The organism is Thiocapsa bogorovii (assembly GCF_021228795.1).
Classification (GTDB): domain Bacteria; phylum Pseudomonadota; class Gammaproteobacteria; order Chromatiales; family Chromatiaceae; genus Thiocapsa; species Thiocapsa bogorovii.
This window is the reverse complement of the sequence record NZ_CP089309.1, coordinates 4,806,434-4,832,535: the sequence shown is the minus strand read 5'-3', so window position 1 is coordinate 4,832,535 and position 26,102 is coordinate 4,806,434. Positions and strand designations below refer to the sequence as shown.

Below are 26,102 nucleotides of genomic sequence, written 5' to 3'. Positions count from 1 at the left end.
ACGAATCGCCCTTTCTATTTCGTATCGAACTTTCATCGACTACCTCTTGCCAGTTTGTCCTGGCGCATCACGGACCACGGTTTCCCGCTATCATGGGGTCAAGGGTGATTCGATGCGTGTGTTCGGGCCTATGAGAAGCCCTTGCGCTGGCTTTCTCCAGCTTTGCGCCATGGCGGACGTCTCGGTGAGGCGCGTTTTAGTGCGCTGCTTGGCACCACCGATCCCGCTTCGACCATCAGCGCGCCGCAGCCGTTAACGGGTTGGCGGCACGTAGAGGAGACCGCCATCGCGCCAGAGTGCATTAAAGCCACGCTCCATCTGGATCGGTGAGCCCGCGCCCAGATTGCGCTCGAAGATCTCGTCATAGTTGCCCACCTGTTCGATGATCCGGCCGCTCCAGCCCTGCTCGAGACCGAGCAGCTTGCCGGTTTCGCCGTCTGCGTCCAGCAACAGTCGCAGATCGTCGCCTTGGGCGCCCGCGCGAACCTCGCCGGCGTTGGTGGAGTCGACTCCGGCCTCTTCGGCGTTGATCAGGGTAAACAGGGTCCAGCGAACGATGTCCAGCCAGCGTGCGTCGCCTCGGCGGACGGCGGGAGACAGAGGCTCCTTTGAGATCATCTCCGGGAGGATACGATAGGCGCTCTCGTCCGGCATCTCGGCGCGTGCTGCGGCCAGTTGTGACAGATCACCTGTCAGGGCGACGCAGGCGCCATCGAGATAGGCCTTAGCCGCCGCCGGGGTATCCGGAAACGACTTGAGGTTGAGCTCCATGTGATTGCGTGCGAAATAGGTTCGCGCGTTCTCAGGCCCGCTTTGCCCGGCGGCGCAGATCGGCTTACCGGAGAGCTCACGGGCACTCTGGATGCCGGTGTCCCGACGGGCCATGAACCCTTGCCCGTCGTGATAGAGGATGCCGACGAAGGTCAGATCCGGTGTGAGATCACGCGTCATGGTCCAGCTCGTGTTGCGTGAGAGCAGATCCACGCGCCCCTCGCGCAGCGCATCAAAACGGGTCTCGCTAGGGGTCGGCACCAGTTCGACCTTATCCTTGTCCCCGAGCACGGCAGCCGCGACTGCCCGACAGAAATCGACATCGAGACCACTCCAATGACCCTCGGAGTCCTTGAACGACAGACCGGGGACGGCGCCGTTCACGGCGCAGCGCAACACGCCCCGGGATTTGACCTCCTCCAGTGTCCCCGCCGCCGCGACGCCGCACAGCGCAGCCATGAGAGCCATCACCAGGCCAAGCTGAAGCTTCGGTGAGATAAGCCTTAAGTTGTGATCGGACATGGGTGCATTCCTCGCAGCGTCTAAACCGCGCTCGGTGCGGTATGCGTCGATTGTTGGAGTAGCTCGACCGCGCCGGCTCCGACAACTGTCGGAGCCGGCGCGGTTTAGAGCATTAAAAGACACTCGATTCTAAACCGCGTCTCCAGAGAGGTCGGAAAAATCCTCGAGCCCGACGCAACGCCAAAATGACGCATGTCACTCTGGACGCGGTTTAGACGGGTTAGGCGTTCAACCGAAACGGATCCGCCCCCCAAGTGCCGGATCCAAAAACCTGGGGCCGCGAGTCGATAACGCGCCGGACGCTTATGGTAGCAGCAGGGTGATACCCGCCGCGCCCAGGGGGTTGGCATGAGCGCGCCGGCGATCCCAGCGAGTGGTCTATCGGGCGGACCGCTTGATTTGGGCGGGTTTCAGTGTGCCGCCAGCTCGTGATCCAGATCGGCGCTCGAACGGAAGTCCAACCGGGCTTCAACCCATCGGCCGACCGAGGCTGCTCTGCGGATCAATTGAACCTGCCCCCTTAAACCCTCGTTTGTCCATGCCGGTCAGTCGCCCCCGGCATGTTGCCACGGGTCGATGACTGCGACGCCGCATCCATCGAAGTCGCTGACGTTGCGGGTGGCCATGGCAGCGCCGTGCGCACGGGCGATGGCGGCAATTTGGCAATCGAACTGGCTGATGGGTCGTCCTGCGGCCCGCCGTTCTGCCCCGATGCGGGCGTATTCGATTGCAGCGGCGCTGTCGAAGTGCAGGATGCGGTGGCGGAAATCCTCCCGCAGCATTCCGTCCACAGCCTCGGCCAGCGCCTCCCGCCGCTTGCCCTTCGTCAGGACGGCCACGCCGTCACGCAGCTCCGCCTCGCTGATCGCGGTTAGAAAGATGTTTGCACCGTCCTGGCCGGCGAGCCAGGCCTCGACAGTTGGTGCCGGTTTAGCACGCAGGATTTCGGAGACGACATTGGTGTCGCGGATGATCATCGCGGCATCAATCCAGAACCGGCGGTTCGCGCATCGGCTCGCGGGGCGGAGGGTCGAGGTCCACCCCCCCGAAGGCGGCGACGCGCGCGCGGATTGCCGCCGCGATGTTGACGGGCGGCGCAGGTTCGCCTAGGGCGAGGCGTAGGATTTCCCGTGCTTCATCTTCCATCGAACGTCCGTGCTCGGCCGCGCGTATGCGCAGACGGCGCTTCAAGGTGTCGTCGAGATTGCGGATCGTGATGCTGGCCATCGTGCCCTCCATCGGCTTCCAAGAAGATTAGGCAATGATTGCACTGCAATCAAGCGGAGCCCGGTATCGGGTAGCTTGCGGTCTCCGACCGATCAGGGCGGCAAGCGCCCGACCAACCCCGCTTTCGCTTCAGCGCGCTGTCGATCGGCGGCGGGCACCTCATTGAGCCTTGCCGGCCGAATCCGGAATCGTCGCGGAACATGACGAAACGGACGATCCGGGGGTTGACCTGTCGGACAGGTATAGGCTAAAAGTGTACACGAATTGACGATACCCCGATTGCTCGGCTCAAGGACGCGAGAGTCGAGAGCATCGGCATGGACGGCCCTCGACCGGCGTGGAATGGAGATTGGGATGGACAGCAAGGACAGGCGCCCGGGGAACGGATTCACATTGATCGAGCTTCTGATGGTCGTCGCGGTGGTCGCCGTCCTCGCCACGGTCGCCCTCCCGACGTATCAGGATCAGATCCGCAAGGCGCGACGCACGGATGGACAAAGCGCCCTGCTCGCCATCGCCATGGCGCAAGAACGCTTTCGCGCCAACTGCAGCCGCTACGCGAATAGACTCGATCCTACGCAGTCCGGCATGGTCTGCGACGCGACCGGCGACGACACGCTTCCCCTTGCAACGAAAAGCCCCGAAGGCTGGTACGACCTCGCCCTGAGCGACGCGAACGCGGCCGGCTTCACCGCGACCGCGACTGCGCGGGACGCTCAAGCGGCGGATCGGTCCGGCGGGGTTGCTTGCCGTGAGCTGGCGATCGACGAGAATGGTGCAAAGACGCCCGAGGCATGCTGGCGATGAGGCCTCCCGCCCCGACCCTCATGCGGCGGGCCGTCGGAGCGGGTCGCCCCGCGCGGAAGCCCAGCGACCGGTCGCAACCCCCGGTCGCGCGGCGGAGGCGGTCCGGCTTCACCCTGCTGGAGCTGATGATCACGCTCGCGGTGCTCGCCATCCTGGCGACCCTCGGTGTCCCGGCGATGCAGGACATGCTCGAGCGCAACCGGCTCAAGAGCGCGGCGCAGACCCTGATGGAAGACCTCCAATGGATGCGCAGCGAGGCCATCCGGCGGAATCGCACCCTGTCGCTCGTGATCGATGCCGATGCCTGGTGTTACGGCATCACGGCGGAAGACACCTGCGATTGCCGCCTGACCGATGCGACCGCCACCGATGCCTGCGTGCTGGAAACCGCCGGCACGTCCGTCCTCAAGCGGATCGGCGGCGGCGATTTCCAGGGCGTGCAAGTCATCTCGATCACCAGTTCACTCAAGAGTCCGCCCCGGCTCGTGCTCGAGCCGCGTCGCGCCACCGCACCCAGCTTCGGCAGTCTGACGATCGACTCGCCCGCAGGCACGCAATTGCGCGTGGTCCTGAGCAAGCTCGGCCGTGTTCGGACCTGCTCGCCGGATGGCGTGCTGCCCGGATTCGAGCCATGCTGAAACGCACCGATCGACCGCTCGGCCCGCCCGCGCGCACGCCCCGTCGGCAAACCGGCGTCACCCTGACCGAGCTCTTGGTCGGCACCACGGTCGGCGCTTTGGTGCTGATCGGGATCTCGGCGACCTATCTCCTGGGTGCTCGGGCGGCGGCTCAGAACATCCAACAGGCACGCCTACACCAGGAACTGCGCGCTGCCCTCGACCTGATGCAGCAGGACATCCATCGCGCGGGCTATTGGGCCTTTCCATCGGGCGCATCCAGCGACCCGGCGGAGAATCCGTTCCAACAGACGATCGACGGCTTCAATACCGATCTGCGCATCGGCGCGGTCGGCGGGGAGGCAGCCGCGAGTTGTCTGCTCTACAGCTACGACCTGAACGACAACGGCAAGGTCGGCTGCGGCAGCTGCTCGCCGGCAGAGAACGCGTTGCTCGACGGCGCCAATGTCGAGATGTTCGGCTTTCGACTCAGAAACGACAGCATCGAGCTGCGCATCCGCAAGGACGAAGACGACGACACCTTCGAGTGTGCGAGCGGCAGCGGCCGCTGGGAACGGCTCACCGACGACAACAACGTGCGGATCACGACCCTGCGCTTCGACATCAGGCCCCTGTCGACCCCATGCGCAACCGGGGACCTCTGCCGTACGGCACGCTCCGTCAACATCCTCCTGATCGGCGAACTGAAACACAGCCCGGACGTGCGCCTACGTCTGGATGCGACGGCAGCCGTGCGCAACGACCGCTATTTCCGTGAGGACTGACCGAGTGCGCCCCATGAGAACACCCGTCCGATCGCCCTCTTCCCAGCGCGGCGCCTTGACCCTTCTGCTTGGCCTGCTTTTGCTCATGGGCTCGACCATTCTCACGCTTAGCTCCGTTCGCGTCGGGATCATGGAACAACGGATCGCCAACAACGAGCGGAGGGCACTCGAGGCCCAACAGGCCGCGCAGGCTGGATTGGACTATGCGCTGGCCATGCTTGGCGAGACGGAGTACTCAGGCGGCACAGCGCCTGACGTCGCTGCATCGGCCGACTACACCTATGCGGTCACGGTCACGAGGCGTTCGGCTATCGACGGCTGCATTCATTTCACCTCGAGGGCAGAAGCCGAGAGCGACGCAGGCATCGCAGCGGTCGCGACCGAGTGTTTTCAGCGACAGCAATTGCTCGCCACCATGACCGGTTCCGGCAACGGGCTTCCACCGCTTGTCGTCAATGGCGGAATTCAGAATATCAAAGGCACACCGGATATCTATCCACGTACCTGCGATGAAACCGGGGAAGCGGAGGATTGGCAGTCGATCGCGGTCGCCTCGTCCGCAGACGGTATCGATCTCGACATGGGTCATTTCAACAAGAACAACAAAGACGGCATTCCGATCCCGAGCGGCGACCAGATCGCGACAAATGCCTTCGAGGGCAGCGCATGGGACTACGTCTTCGGAATCAGCAAAGACACCTTCAAGGCCCTCGCGGCAGCGGGTGATCCGCGATTCTTTTGGATTTCCGACTCGAGCAAGAAACTCAAAGATGACCTTGGCGAGCCGAACCAACCTGTCTATGTCGCCTTCGATCAGGCGGTGGGATGCCCGAAGCTCGGCGGGACCATCTACGGAATCGTCTATTTCGAAAGCCCGACCGCATGCAGGAGCCAAGGATGGGGTGGTGCGGAAATCAACGGCTCCGTGGTCTTCGAAGGCGGTTTGGATCAAATGACGGCCAATGGAGGCTTGTTCAATTGGAGCTGGGTGAAAGCGAAAAGCGGCACCGAAGGCGCTGATCTTCAGCAAATCCGGGCGGCGCGCGTACCCGGAAGCTGGCGGGACTGGGATTAGGAGGACGCGAGATGCGACCCGCTCGACAGCAACGCCAGCGCGGCTTCACACTCGTCGAGGCACTGATCGCACTCGTCATCCTCTCGTTCGGGCTCTTCGGACTGATGCAGCTCCAGACCCGCGTCATGGCCGGCGCGAGCGCGAGCAAGACCCAAACGATCGCAGCCAACCTGGCGCAACAAAAACTCGAGGAGCTTCGGGTCACGCCCTATGCCGATATCAACGGTGACAACGATGACCCCGAAGACATCTTCGCGGGAGAAGGCGGCACGACCGCGTTTACTCGGAGTTGGTCGGTCACCGAGGAGACCTCGCCACCCTACAAAGCGGTTTCAGTCACGGCATCCTGGATCGACGCACAACAGAATCCCGAATCCGTGACCCTCAGCAGCTTCATCGCCGAGTCGACCTTTGCCGCGCTGGAGCCGGTCGGCGAGGCTCCCGAGGTACCGCCCCCATCCAATGGCGGCGGTACCTCGCCGGTCATCAGCGTCGAAAACCCCTACACCGAGTGTACGAGCAGCACGAACCCTTGCGAGGTCGCCAAGAAAAAGACGATCACGCCAATATTCACCGTCACCGACGATGCGGTGTTATCGACCGACAACCTCAGCATCACCGCGTCGGGAGACGGCGCGAAAACCTCCGGCTCGATCACCTACAACACCTCTTCAGCCAAAGCCAGTCAAGACATTCTCACGCCGGCCGATAAGGGCAAAACCTTCGCCGTCACAATGAGCGCCAACGACGGCGCCAACACGACAACCATCACCTTGTATTTCAAGACCTAACAACCTAACAACGTAGGGTGCGGTGAGCGAGAGCGAACCGCACCAAACCCGAAGCGCCGACAATCGCATCCGAAGCACCGTCGCCCCGTAGGGTGCGGTAAGCGCCAGCGAACCGCACCAACCCCGGAGCGCCAACAACCGCAGCCGAAGCACCCGGTCCCAAACGAATGCCGCTTACAACCGCGCCCTAGCCCATGTCCTGCTATCGCAGATTCCAGGTTGCGGGCGGCACCTTCTTCTTTACCGTCAACTGCGCTCGACGCCGGGGACACCGGCTGCTCGTCGAGCATGTCGCACTGCTGGGCGCGAGCATGCGGGCGGTGAAGACGGCCCATCCGTTTCGGGTCGATGCCATCGTCGTTCTTCCGGAGCACCTGCATTGTGTGCTGACGCTGCCACCGGGAGACACGGATTACGCGATGCGCTGGGGCCTGATCAAGGCAGGGTTCTCACGCGCATTGCCGGCTGAGGAGACACGCTCGGCGAGCCGGCTCAAGCGCGGCGAGCGTGGCATCTGGCAGCGGCGCTTCTGGGAGCATGGAATCCGCGACGACTTGGATTTCCAGCGCCATGTGGATTACGTTCACTGGAATCCGGTGAAGCACGGCTGGGTGACCTGGGTCCGGGATTGGCCCTATTCCGATTTTCCCCCTGCAGACCGGCCGAAAACCCTCGCCACTACTGGGCTGGCGGGCGATTTCGGATTTCACGTGGGTGGCTACATCGTGACTTGCAGGAACTCCACTATCTGCGCTTGCTCGGGTGTTGGGGTACTATTCCGATCGAACTCAGCACCGTTGACGGCCACGCGATTGCGCGTGATCTGAGACAAGCAATCAATCACCCCGCGGAATGTCCAGCGTCTGTCTTCGCCCTTGCCATCGTTGGCAAAGAGCGGCGCTAAGCGCTGCTCCATGTGCCATTGCAGGTAATAGGCCAGCATACAGAGAAAGACGTGACTGCGAATGCGCTCATCGCTCTTGTGATAAACCGGGCGAATTTCCAGCTGCACGGTCTTGAGATTGCGAAAGGCGCGCTCGACAAAGGTCAGGCTCTTATAGGCGCGCACCACGTCCAAGGTTTTCATCTGCGCTTGATCGACATCGCTGGTGATTACATAGCACCCATCGAAACGCTTTTCGTGCTCCACCTTCTCGGCGTTAATCGACCAGGTGAGGCGATGCGCGCACGATGTTTCCTGTTGCGGATCGGCCTCAATCGCCCATTGGATGAACTTGCCCATCTTGTATTTGGCCAACACCTTGCCAACGCGCGCACCGAGCTTTTCGACGGTCGCGGCGCGCTTGTAGGCGGCGATCTCACCCAGGGCCTTGGTGGTGAGATCCAGCAACCGTTGGCGCGTCTGCGACTCGCGCTGAGCGGTCTGTGGATTGCGGCACAGGCAATACCGGCGGGACGGGTCGTCAGGATCGCTGACCTCATGGATATTGCGCTCATCGAACAGATCGAGGGTGATCACCTTGTTCTTCAGCAGGGTCATCATCTCGCCATGGGTCAGGGCGCCAATGGTCTGCAAGTCCGCCTCGTCTTGCAGCGCGTTAATGTTGCTGCGGGTGACCATCCCGCGATCACCGACGAAGATGATCGTCTCGATGCCGTAGCCTTGCTTGATCTCATGCACCTTATCAACCACGGTGGTTTCGTCCTTGGTGTTGCCCGCATAGACTTCCACCCCGACCGGGCAACCTTGGTCATTGCAGATCAGCCCGACAACCACTTGCTCACGACTTTTTTTGCCATCGCGGTTATAGCCGAAGGCCACCAGTTCGCTGTCTTTGTACTCGCCTTCAAAATAGACACTGGTGATATCGTAGAGAATCACATGCCCATTGCGCAGATGACGCCCGGCCAGGGCTTTTGGATCGCCTTCTGGCGCTGTAACAGCCGATCCATTGGCTCGTAGCAATGCGCCTCGACCTCGGGGGTCTCAGCGATTCCGCAAAGCTCCCACAGACAGGTATTGGGATGATGGTTGCATAACGCGAGCTTACTTCCGGCATAGACCAAGCGACCGACAATCATCGCCAGTGCGCCGCTGACCCAGGGTTCGGCGCGCGAGTAGAGGATGCGATGCAGACCCAGTTGCTTGGCAATGGCCAGGATGGCCTGACTGGCGCCGTATTCGCGGCTGTTGAGAATCCGGAAGGCCTGTGGGTCATCGACGGGAACCACGCGCTCACGAAAGGCCAACTGCAGGAGTTGGAGTTGCTCCAGTGAGCAGCCGGTGATGCGCCCATGCTGGGTGTGGCACATCTTGCCGTTGTCGCGAAAGGAGGTGCGCAAGATGCCCACCGGGCTTTTGCGGGTGGTTTGGATTTCCAGGTGCAAATTGCCATGCGCGGTCTGCATGGCTAATTTCTAGCCTATGAACGCTGATATCGCAAGCGCCAATATTTCACATGCATGGCGACATTTTGAAAAAACTTATCGGCGAGGAAGTCAGTAGCCACGCGGCCTAGCGGCGAAAAATGGCCAGATCTGCAGGGGTAAAGTCGGCCTATTCCAGCTTCCACCGGTACGTGGAACAAGGATTCCTTCCGCAGGATTGGGCCTGGGAGAGCGCCTTTGATTTGGATACCGGGGAATGATGTGCGGGTACCGACGATTCGGTGCGGTTCGCTGCGGTTCGCTGCGCTCACCGCACCCTACGGCGCACCGTCTTCGGCGGTGGTGGGTGGTCTGTAGGGTGTGGTGACGGAGGAACCGCACCGGATGGTGCGGTTTTGCGCGGTGCGGCGTTGTCTGCGGGGTTCGGTGCGGTTCGCTACGCTCACCGCACCCTACGGGGCAGCGGCTTGGTCGGCGTTGGGTGGTCTCTCCAGACCTAGCGCCAAATCGGCCTGGATGTCGGTGATGTCTTCCAATCCGACGGCGACCCGCACCAGCCCTTCGCCGATCCCGACGGCGGTGCGCTCTTCCGGGGTCAGGCGACCGTGGGTGGTGGTTCCGGGATGCGTGATCGTGGTCTTGACGTCGCCGAGGTTGGCCGTGATGGACAAGAGACGTGTGGAGTCGATCAGATGCCAGGCGCCGGCGCGACCGCCGCGCACGTCGAAGGCGACGATGCCGCCGCCTGTGCGCTGTTGGGTGCCGACCAATTGATGTTGGGGGTGATCCGGCAAACCGGGGTAATAGACCCGCTCGATTCCGCGCTGCGCCAGCAGCCATTCGGCGAGTGCGGCCGCGGATCGCGAATGCGCGAGCATCCGCAGCTCCAGCGTCTCTAGGCCTTTGAGGAAGACCCAGGCGTTGAAGGGGCTCATGGTCGGGCCGGCGGTTCTCAGTACCCCGAAGACCCCCTCGCCGACCCACTTGCGATCGCCGACGACGGCGCCGCCGATACAACGTCCCTGCCCGTCCAGATACTTGGTCGCGGAGTGGATCACCAGATCCGCGCCGAGCTCGAGCGGGCGTTGCAGGGCCGGGGTGCAGAAGCAGTTGTCGACCGCCAGCAGACAGCCGCGGCGGTGTGCAACCTCAGCTAAACCCCGGATGTCGACCATCTCGGTCAAGGGATTGGACGGGGTCTCGCAGAAGAGCATCCGGGTCTTGGGTCGAATCGCGGCGTCCCATGCCTCCAGATCACCGAGCGGCACATAGCTGGTTTGGATGCCGAACCGGGAGAGATATTTATTGAAGAGGAGCGTGGTGCTGCCGAACAGGCTTCGGGAGGCGACAATGTGGTCGCCGGCCTCGAGCAATCCCATGCAGACGGCCAGGATCGCGGACATCCCGGAGGCGGTCGCCACGCAACGCTCGCCGCCTTCGAGGCTGGCCAAACGTTCCTCGAAGGCCGACACGGTCGGGTTCGTAAAACGCGAATAGATATTGCCCGCCTGATCACCCGAGAACCGGGCGGCAGCCTCCGCGGCACTGTCGAAAACGAAGCTCGAGGTCGTAAAGATCGGCTCGCCGTGCTCGCCTTCCGGGGTGCGGTGGTGGCCGATCCGGACTGCGCGGGTTGCGAAACCGGATTCGGCCGAAACCGGAGACGCCGGTGCCGACCCGTCGGAGAACGAGGATCCGTCAGGCGGAGTTGTAGAGGTCAATGACGTTCTCGCTGAAAGAGCCGTAGGCGGTTTTGGCAACGTCATTGCGGTTCGCCTCGAGCGCCTGAAGATATTCGGGGGTCACATCCCCGGTCACGTAGACGCCATCGAAGACCGAGGTATCGAAGCGGTCCACGTGACTCTTACCCTTCTTCTGAACCGCGTCGATCAGGTCACCGAGCTCTTGAAAAACGAGTCGATCCGCACCCAGCTCGCGCGCGACCTCGTCCTCCGTTCGACCGTGAGCGATGAGCTCGCTGGCCGCGGGCATATCGATTCCGTAGACGTTGGGAAACCGCACCGGCGGAGCCGCGGAGGCGAAATAGACGCGATGCGCACCGGCATCACGGGCCATCTGGATGATCTGTTGCGAGGTGGTGCCGCGCACGATGGAGTCGTCGACCAGCAAGACATTCTTTCTGCGGAACTCGAGGTCGATGGCATTGAGCTTCTGACGGACCGATTTCTTGCGGACCTGCTGACCGGGCATGATGAAGGTACGCCCGATGTAGCGGTTCTTGATGAAACCCTCCGAGTAAGGCACGCCGAGCTGATTCGCCAGCTGGAGTGCAGCCGTGCGGCTCGTATCCGGGATGGGGATCACGACATCGATGTCGTGATTGGACCATTCCCGCTTGATCTTCGCGGCGAGCTTCTTGCCCATCCGGGAGCGCGCCTTGTGCACCGAGATGTTGTCGATGATGGAATCCGGACGGGCGAAGTAGACGAACTCGAAGATGCAGGGCGAGAGGATCGGCTGAGCGGCGCATTGGCGTGTGTGGATCTGGCCGTCGACACTGATGAAGACAGCCTCGCCCGGTGCGACATCCGCAATCAAGCTAAAGCCGATCGTATCGAGCGCCACGCTCTCGGAGGCGATCATGTACTCGGTACCCAGATCGGTCTCGCGCCGGCCGTAGACCAATGGCCGGATGCCGTGCGGATCGCGAAAACCGAAGACGCCGAAACCCGGGATCATCGCGACCGCGGCATAACCACCTCGGCAGCGTCGGTGCACGCCCGCGACCGCGCGAAAGACATCCTGCTCGTCGATCCGCAGCTTGCCTTGGAGCTGGAGCTCATGGGCAAACACGTTGAGCAGAATCTCGGAATCCGACTCGGTATTGAGGTGGCGAAGATCCTCGACGAAGAGGTCGCGCTTGAGGTCCTCGGCGTTGGTGAGATTGCCGTTGTGGGCAAGCACGATGCCGTAGGGTGAATTGACGTAGAAGGGTTGGGCCTCGGCCGAGCTGGCCGCGCCGGCGGTGGGATAGCGGACATGTCCGACTCCCATGTTTCCGCCCAATTGAATCATATGGCGCGTACGGAAGACATCCCGCGCAAGACCGTTGTCCTTGCGCAAATGGAGCTTGTCGCCCTGGCAGGTGACGATACCCGCAGCATCCTGTCCCCGGTGTTGGAGCACCAGCAGCGTATCGTACAGCGCTTGGTTGACCGGGTATTTACCGACGATGCCGACGATGCCGCACATGACTTCCTCGCCCGCGATCAGCCCCGAGGACCGAGACGGATGCTGCTGAATGGGAACAGCAGACTATACCCCGCGAGGTTGGCCCGGGACAACATCGACTGCGATCCAGCGCTCGGCCAGCCGGCCTAAGCCGAATGCGTCACACGATGTCCCCGGGCAAACAAACTGATGACCGCCGGGCGCGCGCGGAGCGGCGGCTAGCGATTGCTGGCCGGAGGACGGCAGCTGGAGGCTGGATGCCGGGAAAACCCAAGCACGGCAAGATCCTAGCACCTCGTTCCACCTTATTTTGCATGCTCAGAGCCCCCCAAAGGCGTCAGGGCAAGGCACAGACCGCGGGGAATAGTGGGTGCTATTTCCAAGGGCTGTAACGCTGCCCTGGCGCCTTTGGGGGGCTCCCGAAGGGCGAGGCGAGAAGCGTTCAGCGCCGTTGTTGCGCGAGCTTGAAAGAGGGTCACTCTTCCTGCACTCGCGCGCCTAGCCGCTGAACGCTTCTCGCCTCGCTGAGCACGCAAAATAAGGCGGAACGAGGTACTAGAGACCCTTGACCCGCGTTTGCACCTCTTCCGGCACCAGGCTGACCAACCAACCGGCGACGCTCTGGAACTGTCCGACAAGCCGTGACTCCTGCCACCAGGAATCCTCGGGCATGGGCGTGAAGGACGCCAGGAAAACGGCCATGGCGACGATCACCACACCGCGGGCGGCTCCGAAAAACAAACCGAGCACGCGATCGACCGTACCGAGCCCTGTCGTCTCGACCAAGGCCGACAGGACGGCACCGACGATGGCGCCGAGCACGAGGGTCACCAGGATCAAACCCACGAAGGCCGCAGCCAAGCGTACCGACGGCTGCGAGAGATAAGGCACCAGAAGCTCCGCCACCTCGCGGTGAAAGAGCCAGGCGATCAGAATCGCCGCAATCCAGACCCCCAGCGACACCACCTCGCGTATCAGTCCTCGCCCGATCCCGACCAAGGCGGACAAGAGGATCACTCCGAGGATGGCATAGTCGACCCAATTCATCGTCACTCCGACGCACCGTCAGTAAGGGAAACGCAGCTCGGACCGGCTCCGTCTCAGGGGTAGCGCTGTACAAAAGGCCCCTTGTACTTGCGGCCAAGCTCGGCAGCCGTTTTCTCGGCACTTGCACGCTCGACCTCCGGGCCGACACGCACGCGGTAGTAGGTGCGCCCTCCGACCTCGGCGGGCTCGACGAACGCCGAGTATCCTTCGCCTTGGAGCTTCGCCGCCAATTCCTGCGCGCTTGCCGCAGTCCCCAAGCTCGCGACCTGGGTCACGTACGAGGGCATGCCGTCGTCCCGCGCCATCGGGGGCGGCGCGACAGGAATCTGCTCCGCCGCCGGCGGCGGCTCGGTCGACGGCGCTTCATCCGAATCGGCCACCGGCTCACCGCCGGGTGCTTCGTCGACTGGCTCCGACACGTCCTGGACAGGAAGCGCCAAGGCATCGGGCTCGACCCATGCCTCTTGCGTAAACCCACCGATGCCCGAATCCGCGGGCGTCAGGAAAGATTCGGATCTGAATCGGTCGTCGACGACCGGTTCCTCCGGCGCGACCTCAGGCAACGGCGGCAACGCCGTTACCGGCTCCTCCTCGAACAACATCGGAACGAAGATGACCGCCAGCGAGACGATCACGACCGCCCCGACCAACCGCTTCTTTGCGCCTTCTTGCATAAGTCTCCACCCGCACACAGGGCGTCGCGCGCATCGCCGACGCCGTCAGGCCCTGATGAACATACCGATCACACGCTGATGTGTCGCCGCATCGGGCGACCGGCGCACGCCGGGACTGCGTTTGACCTCCTCGCCGCCGGGTCCGATACGCAGCGGCGGCGCACCTTGCCCCGAGGCTTCGGGACGCACGCGGCTTTCCGAAAACCCCGCGTGCGCTCGGTATCGTCCTGGATCCGGCCCCCGAAAGGCCGGAAGTATAGCACGCCGTTGCCGTGGCACTACCGCCAGAGCGGAAAGATCGCTATTGATTTCAATCGGATAATTCCGAATCGACAAGCCCGCGCGACGCCCGGACGCGGCGTCGTGCGGCCGGCTCCCGCCAACGAAGCCCTATACGCCCCCCCGTTCCGCCCGCCCCGTGTCGAGACGTCGCAGCGCCGCACTGACGCTCGTAAAAGAGCCGACGACCAGGACGGCATCCCCGGGCCCGGATGCGGACTCCGCGGCATCGAGCGCCACGTCGAGATCCGACGAAGTCGCCGCCGCAGGACCAGGCAAGACCGCCGCGAGACGCTCGTTCAACACCTCGACGGGCATGGCTCGCGGATCCCTGCTCTGGGTCAAATACCAATCGGTCACGAAGGGCAGGAGCGGCTCCACAATCGACGCGGGCGACTTGTCTCCCAGCACCGCGAGGACGGCGCGGAGCCGACCGCGGCTGCCGAAGGCACGCAGATTCGCGGCCAGTGCCTGCGCCGCTTCGCCGTTATGCGCGACGTCCAGGATGTAGGTCAGCGCCCCCGGAAAGACCTGGAACCGACCCGGCAGCCGCGCGCGCTGCAACCCGGCCCGAATCGCGTTGACCGACAACGGCAAACGATCGTGCAACGCGCGGAGTGCTGCGATCGCCGCCGAGGCGTTGTCGTACTGGAAGGGTCCGCGCATCGCCGGCTCGGGCAAGGCCAAACGCTCGCCCGAGGGCGCGCTCCAGATCCAACCGCCCCCGCCGCCCATGGTCCAGTCGATCTCCCGACCAAGCTGCATGGGCAGAGTCCCGCGGCGCTCCGCCTCGTCCCGCAGCCGCGCCGGGGCATCGCGTTGCCCGATCACGGCCGGGCGGCCGGGACGAAAGATTCCAGCCTTCTCGGAGGCGATCTCATCCAAGGATTCGCCCAACCAAGCCGTATGGTCCAGCCCGATCGAGGTGACCACCGAGACATCGGCGTCCCACAGGTTCACCGCATCGAGACGCCCACCGAGACCGACCTCGAGGATGACGACATCGGGCGGGCTCTGCACGAAGATATCGAGCGCCGCCAGGGTGCCGAACTCGAAATAAGTCAGCGCCGCCTCGCCGCGCGCCCGGTCGATCCGCTCGAACGATGCGCAAAGGAGCGCATCGGAGACATCCTCCCCGTCGACCCGCACCCGCTCGTTATACCGCAGCAGATGCGGCGAGCTATAGACGCCGGTGCGATATCCGGCAGCACGACACATCGCCTCCGCCATCGCGACACAGGAGCCCTTGCCGTTGGTCCCGCCGACCGTGATGAGCGGAAACGGTAAGGAGGCCGGCCCCAAACGCGCCCAAACGGCGCCCACCCGTTCCAGCCCGAGCGCAATGGCCTTCGGATGCAACTGCATCTGCCAGCTCAACCAGGCATCGAGGTTGTCGAAGCGACTCATGTCGGCCACAACGCCTCCGGATCAGGCAGCCACGCGGACCGACATCCTGCACCGGGCAAGCCCCGACACACCCACCCTCTCACACGCATTCGACACCCTGAATCGCGTCCGCCCCAAGGCCCGCAAACCCGTGCAAACCCGCCCCAACCCGCGATCCGTCCAAACCGCAAAAAGACGCGATTCAGACGGGCACAACGGTGCGGACATACCGCGGCCGATGCGTCAAGATCGCCAGCAGATCGGCGATGCGCTCGCGCAGGTCGCGGCGGTCGATGATCATATCGAGTGCGCCTTTTTCGATCAGGAACTCGCTGCGCTGAAAGCCATCAGGCAGCTTTTCGTGAACCGTCTGCTCGATCACGCGCGGACCGGCAAAGCCGATCAGTGCGTTGGGCTCGGCGATGTTGAGATCGCCGAGCATCGCAAGACTGGCCGATACGCCCCCCATGGTCGGATCCGTCATCACGGAGACGAAGGGGAGCGCGTGCTCGCGCATGCGCCCCAGGGCCGCGCTGGTCTTGGCCATCTGCATCAGCGAGAAAAGGCTCTCCTGCATGCGCGCACCGCCGCTCGCCGAGAAGCAGACGTAGGGCGAATTTTGCTCGAGCGCCGCGTCGACACCACGCACGAACCGCTCGCCGACAACCGAGCCCATGGAACCGCCCATGAAACCGAACTCGAAGGCCGAGGCAACGATCGGCTGACCTTTGAGTCGACCACGCATCACGATCATGGCCTCCTTCTCGGAGGACTGCTTCTGGGCCTGAACGAGACGGTCTTTGTACTTCTTCAGATCCTTGAATTTAAGCGGGTCCAGAGACTCGAGATCGACTCCGATCTCCTCGCGTCCTTCCGGATCGAGAAAGGTCTCGAGCCGGCGCCGCCCGCTCAAGCGGTTGTGGTGATTGCACTTGGGACACACCTCGAGATTCCGCTCAAGCTCGGCCCGGTAGAGGATGGCCTGACAGCCCGGACATTTGGCCCAAACACCTTCGGGCACCGCCCGCTTGGTGCTCGCATCGGTACGAATGCGGCTCGGGATCAGCTTCTCGAACCAACTCATACTTTTGTCCATCGCCTGTTTGAGGCTCGCTGCGCGATCGCCCTTGAGGTCATCCGTGGGTCGGCCCGACGGCGTCTGGCTCTGCCCATTTTGGCCGGAAGCGGTTTTCCCGGGTCCATTCAAGGTGGATGCGGTGGGTTTATCCAAACGCGTCAGCGCATGGCGGACTCGACTTGGGGGCTTAGGCGACATGGGCATCCACCTCGTCGATGGCCTGGCGCAGACCGGTGAGAAACTCGGCGACAGCCTCCGGTATCCGCTCCGGGGTCGCAGCAAGCGCCTCGATGCGGCTCACGATGGCGCTGCCGACGATCACCGCGTCGGCGACCCGGGCGACCGAGGCGGCGGTTTCGGGGTTGTTGATGCCGAAGCCGACCCCCACCGGGAGCCGGATCAGCGACTTGATGAGACCGACCTTCTCGGCCACTGCGCCGGTGTCCAGATTGCCGGCCCCCGTCACGCCCTTGACCGAGACGTAGTAGACGAAGCCGGAGGCGACCTCGCCGATCCGCGAGATGCGTGACTCGGTGGACGTCGGCGCCAGGAGATAGACGAGGTCCAGCCCCTGCGCCTTCAGCATCTCGACCAGCGCGTGGCCCTCCTCGGGCGGCACGTCCACGATCAAGGCGCCGTCAAGGCCGGCGGACTTCGCCGCGACCGCGAAGGACGCGTACCCCATCACCTCGATCGGATTGAGATAGCCCATCAGGATCACCGGCGTCTCGGTGTCCTCCTGGCGAAAGCGCCGGACCATGTCGAGCACGTCGTCCAGCGAGACCCCTTGGGCCAGGGCGCGCTCGGTCGCCCGCTGGATGACCGGACCGTCGGCGATCGGATCGGAGAAAGGCACGCCCAGCTCGATCAGATCCACACCGGCGGCGACCATCGCGTGCATCAGCGGAACGGTCACGTCGGGCGACGGGTCGCCGGCGGTGACGAAGGGGATGAGCGCGGTGCGACCCCGGTCGCGCAGCTGCTCGAAACGTTCGGCGATTCGACTCATAGGACCAACCCGTCGTGACTGGCGACCGTGTGCATGTCCTTGTCCCCGCGGCCCGAGAGATTGACGATGATCGTCTGATCCTTGCGCATGGTCGGGGCAAGCTTGTGCACGTAGGCCAAGGCGTGACTGGACTCGAGCGCGGGGATGATGCCCTCGGTTCTGGTCAAGTGATGGAAGGCGCTCAATGCCTCGTCGTCCGTGACCGAGTCATAGCGCGCCCGCCCGCTGTCCTTCAGCCAGGCGTGCTCGGGGCCGACACCCGGATAGTCGAGTCCGGCCGAGATGGAGTGGGTCTCGACGATCTGACCGTGGTTGTCTTCCATCAGATAGGTGCGGTTGCCGTGCAGCACGCCGGGCCGACCGGCGCAGAGCGGCGCGGCATGGCGTCCGGTCGCCAGGCCGTCGCCGGCGGCCTCGACACCGTAGATGGCCACGCCTTCATCCCCGATGAAGGGATAGAAGAGGCCGATGGCGTTGGAGCCGCCGCCCACGCAGGCGACCAAGGCATCCGGCAGGCGCCCGCTGCGCTCGAGCATCTGCGCGCGAGCCTCGCGACCGATGACCGCCTGGAAGTCCCGGACCATCGCCGGATAGGGATGCGGGCCGGCGACCGTGCCGATGATGTAGAAGGTGTCGTCGATGTTGGTGACCCAGTCGCGCATCGCCTCGTTGAGCGCATCCTTGAGGGTACGCGAGCCGGAGGTGACCGAAACCACGCGCGCGCCGAGCAGTCGCATCCGATAGACGTTCGCCTCCTGACGCGCGATGTCGACCTCGCCCATATAGACGACGCACTCGAGCCCCAGACGGGCGGCGACGGTCGCGCTTGCCACCCCGTGCTGACCGGCCCCGGTCTCGGCGATGATGCGGGTCTTGCCCATGCGGCGCGCCAGGAGGGCCTGGCCGATGGTGTTGTTGACCTTGTGCGCGCCGGTGTGATTGAGATCCTCGCGCTTCAAAAAGATCTGCGCGCCGCCCAGCTCGCGGCTCCAACGCTCGGCGTGATAGAGCGGCGACGGCCGCCCCACATAGTCCTGTAGGTCGGCATCCAGCTCGGCCTGAAACTCGGGATCGGCCATATAGCGCTCGTAAGCCCTGCGGAGCTCTTCGAGCGGATGCATGAGGGTCTCCGGGACGAACATCCCGCCGTAGGGTCCGAAGTGACCGCCGGCGTCCGGCCAATGGTAGGCACCCGACGATGCGTTAGGTGCGCCGGCCGAACCGAAGCCGTTCCGGCCGAATTGATCAGGAGATGTCGACATGGTTCACCCTCTGCATAAAATCACGAATCTTGTCTCGGTCCTTGACGCCCTTCGACGCCTCGACGCCGCCGCTCACGTCGACGCCGAACGGACGGACCCGACGGATCGCCTCACCGACATTGTCCGCATCCAGACCGCCCGCGAGGACGATCGACCGCGCAAGTGCCGTCGGGATCCGATCCCAATCGAAGCGTTGTCCGGTCCCGCCCGGGCGAGCGGGATCGAACGCGTCGAGTAAAAGCCCGGCGGACCCTTCGTAACGCCTCTGCTCCTCGGCGAGATCCACGCCCGGACGCATCCGGATCGCTTTGATCCAGCGCCTTCCGAAGGATGCACACAGTTCCGGGGCTTCATCGCCGTGGAATTGCAGCAATTCAAGCGGAATCCGGTCCAGCGTCGCGCGGATCTGCTCGGGAGAGGCATCGACGAAGAGCCCGACCGCCGTCACGAAGGGCGGCAATCCGGCACAGAGGTCGCGGGCATCCTGCGGCGACACCGCCCGCGGACTCGGCGGATGGAAGACGAAGCCGACCGCGTCGACACCCGCGATAACCGCCGCATCCACGTCGGCCCGACGCGTCAGGCCGCAGATCTTAACGCGGGTTCTCATGATTGGCGAATGCCGGCTGAACCGCCTCCTTGAGCGACTGACGCACGCAGGTCGCAGCATCGCCCGCCCGGGGACAGGCGAGGGTCGAGTCGACACGGTTCAGGTGATGACAAGAAAAAGCGTGGGACATTGTGCTGGTCCGTCTATGGTGCAGGTTCCCGGCCGGAGGGCAGTCGAAACGCTTCCGGGTAGTCGGCGCGTACGAAATAGAGCCCTTGGGGTGGGGCGGTCACACCGCCGAGGCGGCGGTCGCGCAGCTCCAGGAGCTCGCGCGCCCACGCGATCGGCGCCTCGCCGCGGCCGATCGTCATCAGCACACCGGCGATGTTGCGAACCATATGGTGCAAAAACCCGTTCGCACCAACCCGCAACTGAATAAGGCCATCGCTCTCGGCGAGTTCCAGATAATGAAGATGGCGGATGGGACTCTTCGCCTGGCAGGCCACCGCGCGAAAGCTGGAGAAGTCGTGCACGCCGACGAGAGCCTGTCCGGCCTCGCGCATGCGTTCGATGTCCAAGGGCCGGTGGCTCCAAACGGCGCGGTCGCGCTGCAGGGGCGAGCGCGTCGCGCGCACCATGATCAGGTAGCGGTAATGACGAGCCTGCGCGTCGAAACGGGCGTGGAACCGCGGATCGACGGGACACGCCCAGCGCACGGCGACATCGGGCGGAAGATTCACGTTGGTGCCGAGCACCCAGGCGCGCTCGGTTCGACGCGCCGCGGTGTCGAAATGCACCACCTGCGCTTCGGCATGCACGCCGGCATCGGTGCGTCCGGCACACTGGACACGGATCGGGTGATCAGCGACGCGGCTGATCGCCTCTTCCAGCGTCGCCTGCACACTGCGAACTCCGACTTGGATCTGCCAACCGCGAAAGGCCGATCCATCGTACTCGATGCCCATCGCGATCCGTTGCGAGCTCGCCGCGGCAACCGGCCTCGCTCCGTCGGGCTCGGGCGTAGCCCCCGGCCTCTGCTCGGATATCGTCGTCGTTGTCGGCACGCTGGTCGGCACCCTTCTCGGCACAGGGTTCACCTCGGCTTTCAGGCGAGTGTCCTCAGCATATCCTGCGCCTCGATGCGCTGCTCCTCGCGGCCGTCCGCGATGACCTCTTCGAGGATCTCCCGCGCGGAGGCAACGTCGTCCATGTCGATGTAGGCCCGCGCCAGATCGAGCTTGGTGGCGTTCTCGTCCCAGATCCCGGAGTCCATCGCCCATTGGTCGGACACCCCGTCGATCGGTTGCTCGGCCACATCCGGCAGGGGCTCGCTGCCGGGCGCCTCGCCTAAGGCAGTCCCGACCGGGTCCTTGGGCAGCGTCGGACTCGGCAGCGACTCATCGGGCTGAGCTTGCGACGTGGCCACGGGCGCCGAACCGGCCTCCAGGAAGGCGTCGAGATCCACATCGTGGGAATCGCGAAGATCGTCCAGCGTCAGGACCAAGTCGGATTCTTCCGAGAGCGCGCCCCGTCGATCCCGAGCATCGGTGTTTGGTGGTGCGGGTGGTGCGGACAGATCCTGCAAATCGGACAACTCGGGCAGATCGGGCAAACCGTCCAAGGCCGAATCGTCGAACAGCAGTGGAAAATCCTCGTCCTCCGTCGGCGGAGACGGCGTCTCGGCCACACGGGACGGTTTAGCCGCCCCCGGGGTCGGAACCGGACCGATTGGTGGCTCGATCTCACCGAGATCGAGCCTGAAGAAGTCGTTTTCGTCCCCGCGAGGATCGCCGGCCGACGCATCGGCGGCACCCTCCAGAGCAGCAAGGCTCGGACCCGTCTCCGGTGCCGATATGCCGGTCGCCTCGGTAATCGGCATGGTGGCCCCGGGGTCCCAGGTCCCACCTTGCTCGACCACCGCGGCGATCGCGCTCAGACGCTGCCAGCGTGCCGGATCCAGGGTGTCCGCGCCGGCGGCCCTGAGGTCCTGCATGAGCTTGCGCAGGGCTTCGGGGTTTTCGGATCCGGCGTAGACCTCCGCCAATTTGAAGCGCACGTCGAGACGTTCGGGCGAGCGTTTGAGCTCGCGCTTGAGCAGCTCCTCGGCCTCCTTGTAACGACCGTAGGCGATGTAGATGTCGGCCTCGGAGACCGCATCGGCCTCGTCGGTTTCCGTTTCGAAATGCCCGAACGAGGTCAGCTGTGAGGACGGCGTGAGCAACTCGGACTCAACCTTCGGCTCGGGCGCAGCGAGCCCCGGCTCGCTCGGTGGGGCACGTTCGGCATCGGCCGACGACCTGGCCACGACATCGGCGGGCCGCCGTTCGGAGGCAGCCGGCTCCGGCGCGTCAGGCCGGGAAACAGCGGCCTCGGGCGACGGCTCGGACTCCGGGAAGTCGAGCACGGCGGAGTCGATGCTCCATTCGTCTTCGTCCCCCTCCTCCTCGCGGCGCCGACGACGCGCCGAGACCAAGGAGAACACGACGACCCCGACGGCGGTCACCCCGGCAAAGCCCGCCAGCGGGAGCAGATAGTCGTGCCAAGCCGAGGTCGCCCCGGGGTCGGTTGTTACCGAAGCCTCGATCTCCTCCACGTCGACCGCCGCCGGCGCGGCGCTCTTGTCGCCGCCCGCGACGCTGGCGAGCTCCGGCTCGGCGACGCTTGTCTCGGCGTCCGCATCGACAACGACCGCCAAAGCCCCGTCGGGAGTAGCCTCGATCGCCTCCGTGATCGATTCCGCAGTCGGCTCCGTGATCGGCTCATCGCTGCCGCTGGCGGCGATGGCCGCCTCGACGGACGCCGGATCGAGCGCCTGCTCCGGACCTCCGACATCGATCTGGATCCCGAGCGATTCGCCCGTGGAATCCCCTTGAAGACGTGCCAGCTCGGCGTTTCTCAGTTGCAACAGGGTCTGGATGTCGGCGAGCTGCGCCTCCAGCTCCCGAACGCGGCCGCGAAGTTCTTCGGTCTCCTGCCGGGCGGACTCGCTCGCCTCGATCACCAGCAGAAGCTCCTGCTCCAGATCCGTCTTCTCCGACGGCGAAGCACCCGAGTCCGTTGCGGCGTTATCGGCGGACGGGCTCGGCGTTGCCTCGCCGGCGCCGGTCACCGCACCGGCGGCCGCGCCCGCGATACGCAGACGCGCGCTTTGCGCCGCTTCGGCGTCGTCGATCAGCGCAACCTCGGTGATCGGGGATCGACGCACCGCATCGCCCTGCAGCGCGGCCTGAAGCTCCGCCGCCGCAGCATCCGCGTCCAGCGCAAATAATTCAGCGCGGGACGGAACGACCAGCGTCTTCCCGGCGATCAGACGGTCGATGTCGCCTCCGATAAAGGCGTCTTGATTGTTGCGATAAAGCGCCAGAGCAGTCTGAGCCGTTGTCGCTCCTTCCGACTGGCCGCCGCGCGCCAGCCGCAACAGACCTGCTCCCGAAGGCACGGGACCGAAATAGGCGGGGAAACCATCCGGCCCGGTCGGGATCCGGCGGGCGGGCGGCGATGCGGTGCGATCGGCAGCGTCGCTGCGCTGCGGCGCCGGTTCGGAGCGCGCGCTCGATCGCGGTCTCGACACAGGCGCCGCCGCTCGCCGATCCGCGATGGCGGGCGGTTGCACCGCAGGTGCACGTCGCTCGGACATCGACGGCGGATCCAGGAGGACCGTGAACTCCTTGACCATTTGGCCGGCCGGCCAGACGACCTCGACGAGAAAATCCATGAAGGGCTCGCGGATCGGCTCGCGACTCGTCACATGGATGACCGCACCGCCGCTCGCAGACGCCTGCGGCTTGAAGACGAGACCGGTCAGAAAGTGGTAACGCTCGATCCCTGATTTCGCAAAGGCGTCGGCGCCGGCGAGGGTCGCCTTGATGGTATCGAGCTCGTCGGATTTGACATCGAAGAGATCGATCTCGCCGACGAAAGGCTGGTTGAGGGCGGACTCGGTGCGTAATCCTCCGAGGCCGAGGGCAAATGCGTCCGCGCCGATCAAGGCAAAGATGACGATCGACGCCTGAATGACCTGACGAGACATCCATCTCCCTCGTGCGCTGGCGGCATCGCACCGCCGGAATTGGGAAAGCCGGCGGCCGATGGCTCGTCCGGCCCGAATTTCCCTGAAGCTCTCGGACTATATCCGAACGCGTCGGTGCACACCAAGAACCGCTTCGGTCTCCGGGGGTCGAGCGCGACCGGATCAGTGCGCGAGCAGGATGCGCAGCATGCGTCGCAGGGGCTCGGCCGCCCCCCACAGCAACTGATCGCCGACCGTGAAGGCCGTGAGATAGCGCTCGCCTAAGTTCATCTTGCGCAGTCGACCCACCGGGACCGTCAGGGTACCGGTCACCGCGGCCGGAGACAGGGCCTGCATCGTCTCCTGCCGATCGTTGGGGACGAGCCGAACCCAGTCGTTGGAAGCCGCAATCATCTCTTCGATCTGCGAAATCGAGCAGTCGCGCGCGAGCTTGATGGTCAGCCCCTGGCTATGGCAACGCATCGCACCGACGCGCACGCAGAGCCCGTCGATCGGCACCGGATCCGCCTCGCGACCGAGGATCTTGTTGGTCTCGGCCATGCCTTTCCATTCCTCGCGGCTCTGGCCGTTCGGCAGGGCAGTATCGATCCAGGGGATCAGACTACCGGCCAGAGGAACCCCGAAGTTTTCGGTCGGGAACGCGGTGCCGCGCATCGTCTCGGTGACGCGGCGATCGATCTCCAGGATGGCCGAGGCCGGATCGGCGAGCAGCGGCGACACCGCACCGTGCAATGCGCCCATCTGCGACAGCAGCTCGCGCATGTTCTTGGCACCCGCACCGGAGGCCGCCTGATAGGTCATGGCACTGACCCATTCGACCAGACCCTCGCGGAACAGACCGCCGATCGCCATCAGCATCAGGCTCACGGTGCAGTTGCCGCCGATGAAGTCGCGCTTGCCCTCCTCCAGTGCGGCATCGATCACGGGCTGATTGACGGGGTCCAGAATGATGGTCGCGTTCGGATCTATGCGCAGCGCCGAGGCCGCGTCGATCCAATACCCGTCCCAGCCCGTCGCGCGCAGCTTGGGATAGATCGCCTTGGTATAGTCCCCGCCCTGACAGGTCAGGATGAGGTCCATCTCGCGCAGTGCATCGATGGACTCAGCATCCTGCAGAGGGCTTGCGCCCCGCCCGACGTCCGGACCCGGCTGACCGACCTGCGAGGTGGTGAAGAAGACCGCCTCCGGGATCAGATCAAAATCGCCTTCCGCCCGCATGCGGTCCATCAAGACCGACCCGACCATGCCACGCCAGCCGATGAATCCGACACGCTTCATTGAGTTACTCCGCAATCGTGGATCGTTGTGTCTGTTGTTGGGATTTCTGTTGCCTGGTGCTTCCTGCGACCCGACACCTAAGTCGGTTTTGCGAAGCCGTGCGACGCACAACTGAACGTCGGCGCAAGTTGCGGGCCGGCGGCTCCTAGAGCGCCGCCACCACCGCATCGCCCATTTCGGCCGTGCCCACCTGGCGCATGCCGCTCGACATGATGTCCGCGGTGCGCAGGCCTTGGTCGAGGACACTGGAGACCGCGGCCTCGATGCGCTCCGCAGCCGGTGCGGCGTCGAGCGAATAGCGCAGCATCATGGCAACCGAGAGGATGGTGGCGAGCGGATTGGCGACACCTTTGCCGGCGATGTCCGGCGCGGAGCCGTGGATGGGCTCGTACATGCCCTGCCCTTTCTCGTTCAGCGAGGCCGAGGGCAGCATGCCGATGGAGCCGGTCAGCATGGCGGCACAGTCCGAGAGGATGTCGCCGAAGATGTTGCCGGTGACCATGACGTCGAACTGCTTGGGCGCACGCACCAGCTGCATGGCGGCATTGTCGACGTACATGTGCGAGAGCTGAATCTCCGGATAGTCGGCGGCCGTTTTGGTCGCGACCTCGCGCCACATCTCGGTACATTCGAGCACGTTCGCCTTGTCCACCGAGCAGACCTTCTTGCCGCGCTTCATGGCGATGTCGAAGGCGACGCGACAGATGCGCTCCACCTCGGACTCGGTGTAGACCATGGTGTTGAAGCCGCGACGCTCGCCCGACGGCAGGGTCTCGACCCCGCGCGGTTGGCCAAAGTAGATGTCGCCGGTGAGCTCGCGCACGATCATGATGTCGAGCCCGGAGACCACCTCGGGCTTGAGAGTGGATGCATCGGCCAGTTGCGGGTAGAGGATCGCCGGACGCAGGTTCGCGAAAAGGCCAAGACCCGCGCGCAAGCCGAGCAGCCCCTTCTCGGGCCGCTTGGAGATATGCAGCGGCTCCCACTTGGGTCCGCCGACCGCCCCGAGCAGGACGGCATCGGATGCGCGCGCGGCCTCGAGCGTCTCCTCGGGCAGAGGATCCCCCGCGGCGTCGTAGGCCGCACCGCCGACCAGACCGTCGTGCAGGGCCACATCGATGGCCCCTTCGGCTTGCAGGACATTCAGGACCTTGACGGCCTCGGCCACGATCTCCGTGCCGATCCCGTCACCCGCCAGCACCAATATCGTCTTGCTCAATGGCTTGTTGCTCAATGGTTTCTCGCTCGATCAGATCTCTTGGATGATTTTTCGCCCGGTCACGATTCAGAAACAAGGTGAACACCTCATCAGATTGAACCGTAGGCCGGGGTGAGCAGAGCGAATCCCGGCATCCCCGACGTAGGCGCCCTGC

Annotated in this window: 24 protein-coding genes and 1 pseudogene; 7 read left to right on the top strand and 18 right to left on the bottom strand. The window is 64.3% G+C overall.

The window, feature by feature from the left end:
• Nucleotides 1–252: 252 nt before the first annotated feature.
• From LT988_RS21475 to LT988_RS21465, 3 genes are all read right to left on the bottom strand, one after another.
• Nucleotides 253–1,293, bottom strand: a complete 1,041-nt coding sequence (locus LT988_RS21475; RefSeq protein WP_232407520.1) for an amino acid ABC transporter substrate-binding protein — start codon at nucleotides 1,291–1,293, stop codon at nucleotides 253–255.
• A 545-nt stretch (nucleotides 1,294–1,838) separates the two neighbouring features.
• Nucleotides 1,839–2,270: a type II toxin-antitoxin system VapC family toxin gene (locus LT988_RS21470; protein WP_232407519.1), complete on the bottom strand. Its 432-nt coding sequence runs from the start codon at nucleotides 2,268–2,270 to the stop codon at nucleotides 1,839–1,841.
• A gap of 7 nt (nucleotides 2,271–2,277) precedes the next feature.
• On the bottom strand, nucleotides 2,278–2,520 hold the full coding sequence (locus tag LT988_RS21465; RefSeq protein WP_232407518.1) for a FitA-like ribbon-helix-helix domain-containing protein: 243 nt from the start codon (nucleotides 2,518–2,520) through the stop codon (nucleotides 2,278–2,280).
• A gap of 354 nt (nucleotides 2,521–2,874) precedes the next feature.
• Here LT988_RS21465 and LT988_RS21460 point away from each other — a divergent pair, with 354 nt between their 5' ends.
• The 7 genes and pseudogenes from LT988_RS21460 to LT988_RS21435 all read left to right on the top strand — a co-directional run bounded on the left by LT988_RS21460 (nucleotide 2,875) and on the right by LT988_RS21435 (nucleotide 7,422).
• Entirely contained in the window at nucleotides 2,875–3,327 is a 453-nt protein-coding gene (locus LT988_RS21460) for a type IV pilin protein (RefSeq protein WP_232407517.1), read from the top strand.
• A 20-nt stretch (nucleotides 3,328–3,347) separates the two neighbouring features.
• Entirely contained in the window at nucleotides 3,348–3,965 is a 618-nt protein-coding gene (locus LT988_RS21455) for a GspH/FimT family pseudopilin (RefSeq protein WP_408648084.1), read from the top strand.
• Complete coding sequence (locus tag LT988_RS21450; RefSeq protein WP_232407515.1) at nucleotides 3,959–4,729, top strand: hypothetical protein; 771 nt, start codon at nucleotides 3,959–3,961, stop codon at nucleotides 4,727–4,729. The genes LT988_RS21455 and LT988_RS21450 overlap by 7 nt, the downstream gene beginning before the upstream one ends.
• Nucleotides 4,730–4,742: 13 nt before the next feature.
• Nucleotides 4,743–5,804 (top strand): PilX N-terminal domain-containing pilus assembly protein, encoded by a 1,062-nt coding sequence (locus LT988_RS21445; RefSeq protein WP_232407514.1) that lies wholly within the window; start codon nucleotides 4,743–4,745, stop codon nucleotides 5,802–5,804.
• Between the two features lie 11 nt (nucleotides 5,805–5,815).
• Nucleotides 5,816–5,899 (top strand): annotated as a pseudogene (locus LT988_RS25635) (type IV pilus modification PilV family protein); the annotation flags it as partial.
• A 30-nt stretch (nucleotides 5,900–5,929) separates the two neighbouring features.
• Nucleotides 5,930–6,595 (top strand): hypothetical protein, encoded by a 666-nt coding sequence (locus tag LT988_RS21440; RefSeq protein WP_232407513.1) that lies wholly within the window; start codon nucleotides 5,930–5,932, stop codon nucleotides 6,593–6,595.
• 194 nt (nucleotides 6,596–6,789) lie between these two features.
• The gene (locus tag LT988_RS21435) at nucleotides 6,790–7,422 is read left to right on the top strand and encodes an REP-associated tyrosine transposase (RefSeq protein WP_232407512.1); all 633 of its coding nucleotides are present in this window, start codon (nucleotides 6,790–6,792) and stop codon (nucleotides 7,420–7,422) included.
• Here the strand turns inward: LT988_RS21435 and LT988_RS21430 are convergent.
• The 15 genes from LT988_RS21430 to leuB all read right to left on the bottom strand — a co-directional run bounded on the left by LT988_RS21430 (nucleotide 7,314) and on the right by leuB (nucleotide 25,948).
• Entirely contained in the window at nucleotides 7,314–8,438 is a 1,125-nt protein-coding gene (locus LT988_RS21430) for an IS1634 family transposase (protein ID WP_232407511.1), read from the bottom strand. The genes LT988_RS21435 and LT988_RS21430 overlap by 109 nt on opposite strands.
• Entirely contained in the window at nucleotides 8,435–8,965 is a 531-nt protein-coding gene (locus LT988_RS21425) for a hypothetical protein (protein WP_232407510.1), read from the bottom strand. The genes LT988_RS21430 and LT988_RS21425 overlap by 4 nt, the downstream gene beginning before the upstream one ends.
• Before the next feature lie 431 nt (nucleotides 8,966–9,396).
• The gene (locus LT988_RS21420) at nucleotides 9,397–10,665 is read right to left on the bottom strand and encodes an O-succinylhomoserine sulfhydrylase (protein ID WP_269752075.1); all 1,269 of its coding nucleotides are present in this window, start codon (nucleotides 10,663–10,665) and stop codon (nucleotides 9,397–9,399) included.
• Nucleotides 10,643–12,157: an amidophosphoribosyltransferase gene (purF, locus tag LT988_RS21415; protein ID WP_232407509.1), complete on the bottom strand. Its 1,515-nt coding sequence runs from the start codon at nucleotides 12,155–12,157 to the stop codon at nucleotides 10,643–10,645. The genes LT988_RS21420 and purF overlap by 23 nt, the downstream gene beginning before the upstream one ends.
• 534 nt (nucleotides 12,158–12,691) lie before the next feature.
• Nucleotides 12,692–13,183, bottom strand: a complete 492-nt coding sequence (locus LT988_RS21410; protein WP_232407508.1) for a CvpA family protein — start codon at nucleotides 13,181–13,183, stop codon at nucleotides 12,692–12,694.
• A 53-nt stretch (nucleotides 13,184–13,236) separates the two neighbouring features.
• Nucleotides 13,237–13,857: an SPOR domain-containing protein gene (locus LT988_RS21405; RefSeq protein ID WP_232407507.1), complete on the bottom strand. Its 621-nt coding sequence runs from the start codon at nucleotides 13,855–13,857 to the stop codon at nucleotides 13,237–13,239.
• Between the two features lie 390 nt (nucleotides 13,858–14,247).
• A complete protein-coding gene (gene folC / locus LT988_RS21400; RefSeq protein WP_232407506.1) occupies nucleotides 14,248–15,543 on the bottom strand; it encodes a bifunctional tetrahydrofolate synthase/dihydrofolate synthase in 1,296 nt (431 codons plus the stop codon).
• Nucleotides 15,544–15,724: 181 nt separating this feature from the next.
• Nucleotides 15,725–16,606 (bottom strand): acetyl-CoA carboxylase, carboxyltransferase subunit beta, encoded by an 882-nt coding sequence (accD, locus tag LT988_RS21395; protein WP_232407505.1) that lies wholly within the window; start codon nucleotides 16,604–16,606, stop codon nucleotides 15,725–15,727.
• Between the two features lie 181 nt (nucleotides 16,607–16,787).
• Nucleotides 16,788–17,609 carry a tryptophan synthase subunit alpha gene (trpA, locus tag LT988_RS21390; RefSeq protein ID WP_232407504.1) on the bottom strand — a complete coding sequence of 274 codons (822 nt, stop codon included), beginning with the start codon at nucleotides 17,607–17,609 and terminating at the stop codon, nucleotides 16,788–16,790.
• The gene (gene trpB / locus LT988_RS21385) at nucleotides 17,606–18,871 is read right to left on the bottom strand and encodes a tryptophan synthase subunit beta (protein WP_269752074.1); all 1,266 of its coding nucleotides are present in this window, start codon (nucleotides 18,869–18,871) and stop codon (nucleotides 17,606–17,608) included. Before trpB ends, trpA begins: the two co-directional genes overlap by 4 nt.
• The gene (locus tag LT988_RS21380) at nucleotides 18,855–19,481 is read right to left on the bottom strand and encodes a phosphoribosylanthranilate isomerase (RefSeq protein WP_232407503.1); all 627 of its coding nucleotides are present in this window, start codon (nucleotides 19,479–19,481) and stop codon (nucleotides 18,855–18,857) included. The genes trpB and LT988_RS21380 overlap by 17 nt, the downstream gene beginning before the upstream one ends.
• Before the next feature lie 143 nt (nucleotides 19,482–19,624).
• Nucleotides 19,625–20,386, bottom strand: a complete 762-nt coding sequence (gene truA, locus LT988_RS21375) for a tRNA pseudouridine(38-40) synthase TruA (RefSeq protein ID WP_232410628.1) — start codon at nucleotides 20,384–20,386, stop codon at nucleotides 19,625–19,627.
• A 140-nt stretch (nucleotides 20,387–20,526) separates the two neighbouring features.
• Nucleotides 20,527–23,451: a FimV/HubP family polar landmark protein gene (locus LT988_RS21370; protein WP_232407502.1), complete on the bottom strand. Its 2,925-nt coding sequence runs from the start codon at nucleotides 23,449–23,451 to the stop codon at nucleotides 20,527–20,529.
• A 162-nt stretch (nucleotides 23,452–23,613) separates the two neighbouring features.
• Nucleotides 23,614–24,729, bottom strand: a complete 1,116-nt coding sequence (asd, locus tag LT988_RS21365; protein ID WP_232407501.1) for an aspartate-semialdehyde dehydrogenase — start codon at nucleotides 24,727–24,729, stop codon at nucleotides 23,614–23,616.
• 145 nt (nucleotides 24,730–24,874) lie between these two features.
• On the bottom strand, nucleotides 24,875–25,948 hold the full coding sequence (gene leuB / locus LT988_RS21360; protein WP_232410627.1) for a 3-isopropylmalate dehydrogenase: 1,074 nt from the start codon (nucleotides 25,946–25,948) through the stop codon (nucleotides 24,875–24,877).
• Nucleotides 25,949–26,102 lie beyond the last annotated feature (154 nt).

What these genes read in the sequence shown, in the direction of transcription:
- LT988_RS21465 (WP_232407518.1), bottom strand. Translation starts at nt 2,520, where the DNA reads ATGGCCAGCATCACGATCCGCAATCTCGACGACACCTTGAAGCGCCGT.
- LT988_RS21440 (WP_232407513.1), top strand. Translation starts at nt 5,930, where the DNA reads ATGGCCGGCGCGAGCGCGAGCAAGACCCAAACGATCGCAGCCAACCTG.
- LT988_RS21470 (WP_232407519.1), bottom strand. Translation starts at nt 2,270, where the DNA reads ATGATCATCCGCGACACCAATGTCGTCTCCGAAATCCTGCGTGCTAAA.
- LT988_RS21450 (WP_232407515.1), top strand. Translation starts at nt 3,959, where the DNA reads ATGCTGAAACGCACCGATCGACCGCTCGGCCCGCCCGCGCGCACGCCC.
- LT988_RS21425 (WP_232407510.1), bottom strand. Translation starts at nt 8,965, where the DNA reads ATGCAGACCGCGCATGGCAATTTGCACCTGGAAATCCAAACCACCCGC.
- purF (WP_232407509.1), bottom strand. Translation starts at nt 12,157, where the DNA reads ATGTGCGGCATCGTCGGCATCGTCGGTAAATACCCGGTCAACCAAGCG.
- asd (WP_232407501.1), bottom strand. Translation starts at nt 24,729, where the DNA reads ATGAAGCGTGTCGGATTCATCGGCTGGCGTGGCATGGTCGGGTCGGTC.
- LT988_RS21455 (WP_408648084.1), top strand. Translation starts at nt 3,348, where the DNA reads ATGCGGCGGGCCGTCGGAGCGGGTCGCCCCGCGCGGAAGCCCAGCGAC.
- LT988_RS21370 (WP_232407502.1), bottom strand. Translation starts at nt 23,451, where the DNA reads ATGTCTCGTCAGGTCATTCAGGCGTCGATCGTCATCTTTGCCTTGATC.
- LT988_RS21410 (WP_232407508.1), bottom strand. Translation starts at nt 13,183, where the DNA reads ATGAATTGGGTCGACTATGCCATCCTCGGAGTGATCCTCTTGTCCGCC.
- trpA (WP_232407504.1), bottom strand. Translation starts at nt 17,609, where the DNA reads ATGAGTCGAATCGCCGAACGTTTCGAGCAGCTGCGCGACCGGGGTCGC.
- trpB (WP_269752074.1), bottom strand. Translation starts at nt 18,871, where the DNA reads ATGTCGACATCTCCTGATCAATTCGGCCGGAACGGCTTCGGTTCGGCC.
- truA (WP_232410628.1), bottom strand. Translation starts at nt 20,386, where the DNA reads ATGGGCATCGAGTACGATGGATCGGCCTTTCGCGGTTGGCAGATCCAA.
- LT988_RS21460 (WP_232407517.1), top strand. Translation starts at nt 2,875, where the DNA reads ATGGACAGCAAGGACAGGCGCCCGGGGAACGGATTCACATTGATCGAG.
- LT988_RS21405 (WP_232407507.1), bottom strand. Translation starts at nt 13,857, where the DNA reads ATGCAAGAAGGCGCAAAGAAGCGGTTGGTCGGGGCGGTCGTGATCGTC.
- LT988_RS21445 (WP_232407514.1), top strand. Translation starts at nt 4,743, where the DNA reads ATGAGAACACCCGTCCGATCGCCCTCTTCCCAGCGCGGCGCCTTGACC.
- accD (WP_232407505.1), bottom strand. Translation starts at nt 16,606, where the DNA reads ATGAGTTGGTTCGAGAAGCTGATCCCGAGCCGCATTCGTACCGATGCG.
- LT988_RS21435 (WP_232407512.1), top strand. Translation starts at nt 6,790, where the DNA reads ATGTCCTGCTATCGCAGATTCCAGGTTGCGGGCGGCACCTTCTTCTTT.
- LT988_RS21475 (WP_232407520.1), bottom strand. Translation starts at nt 1,293, where the DNA reads ATGTCCGATCACAACTTAAGGCTTATCTCACCGAAGCTTCAGCTTGGC.
- folC (WP_232407506.1), bottom strand. Translation starts at nt 15,543, where the DNA reads ATGAGTCGCTTCGACAACCTCGATGCCTGGTTGAGCTGGCAGATGCAG.
- LT988_RS21380 (WP_232407503.1), bottom strand. Translation starts at nt 19,481, where the DNA reads ATGAGAACCCGCGTTAAGATCTGCGGCCTGACGCGTCGGGCCGACGTG.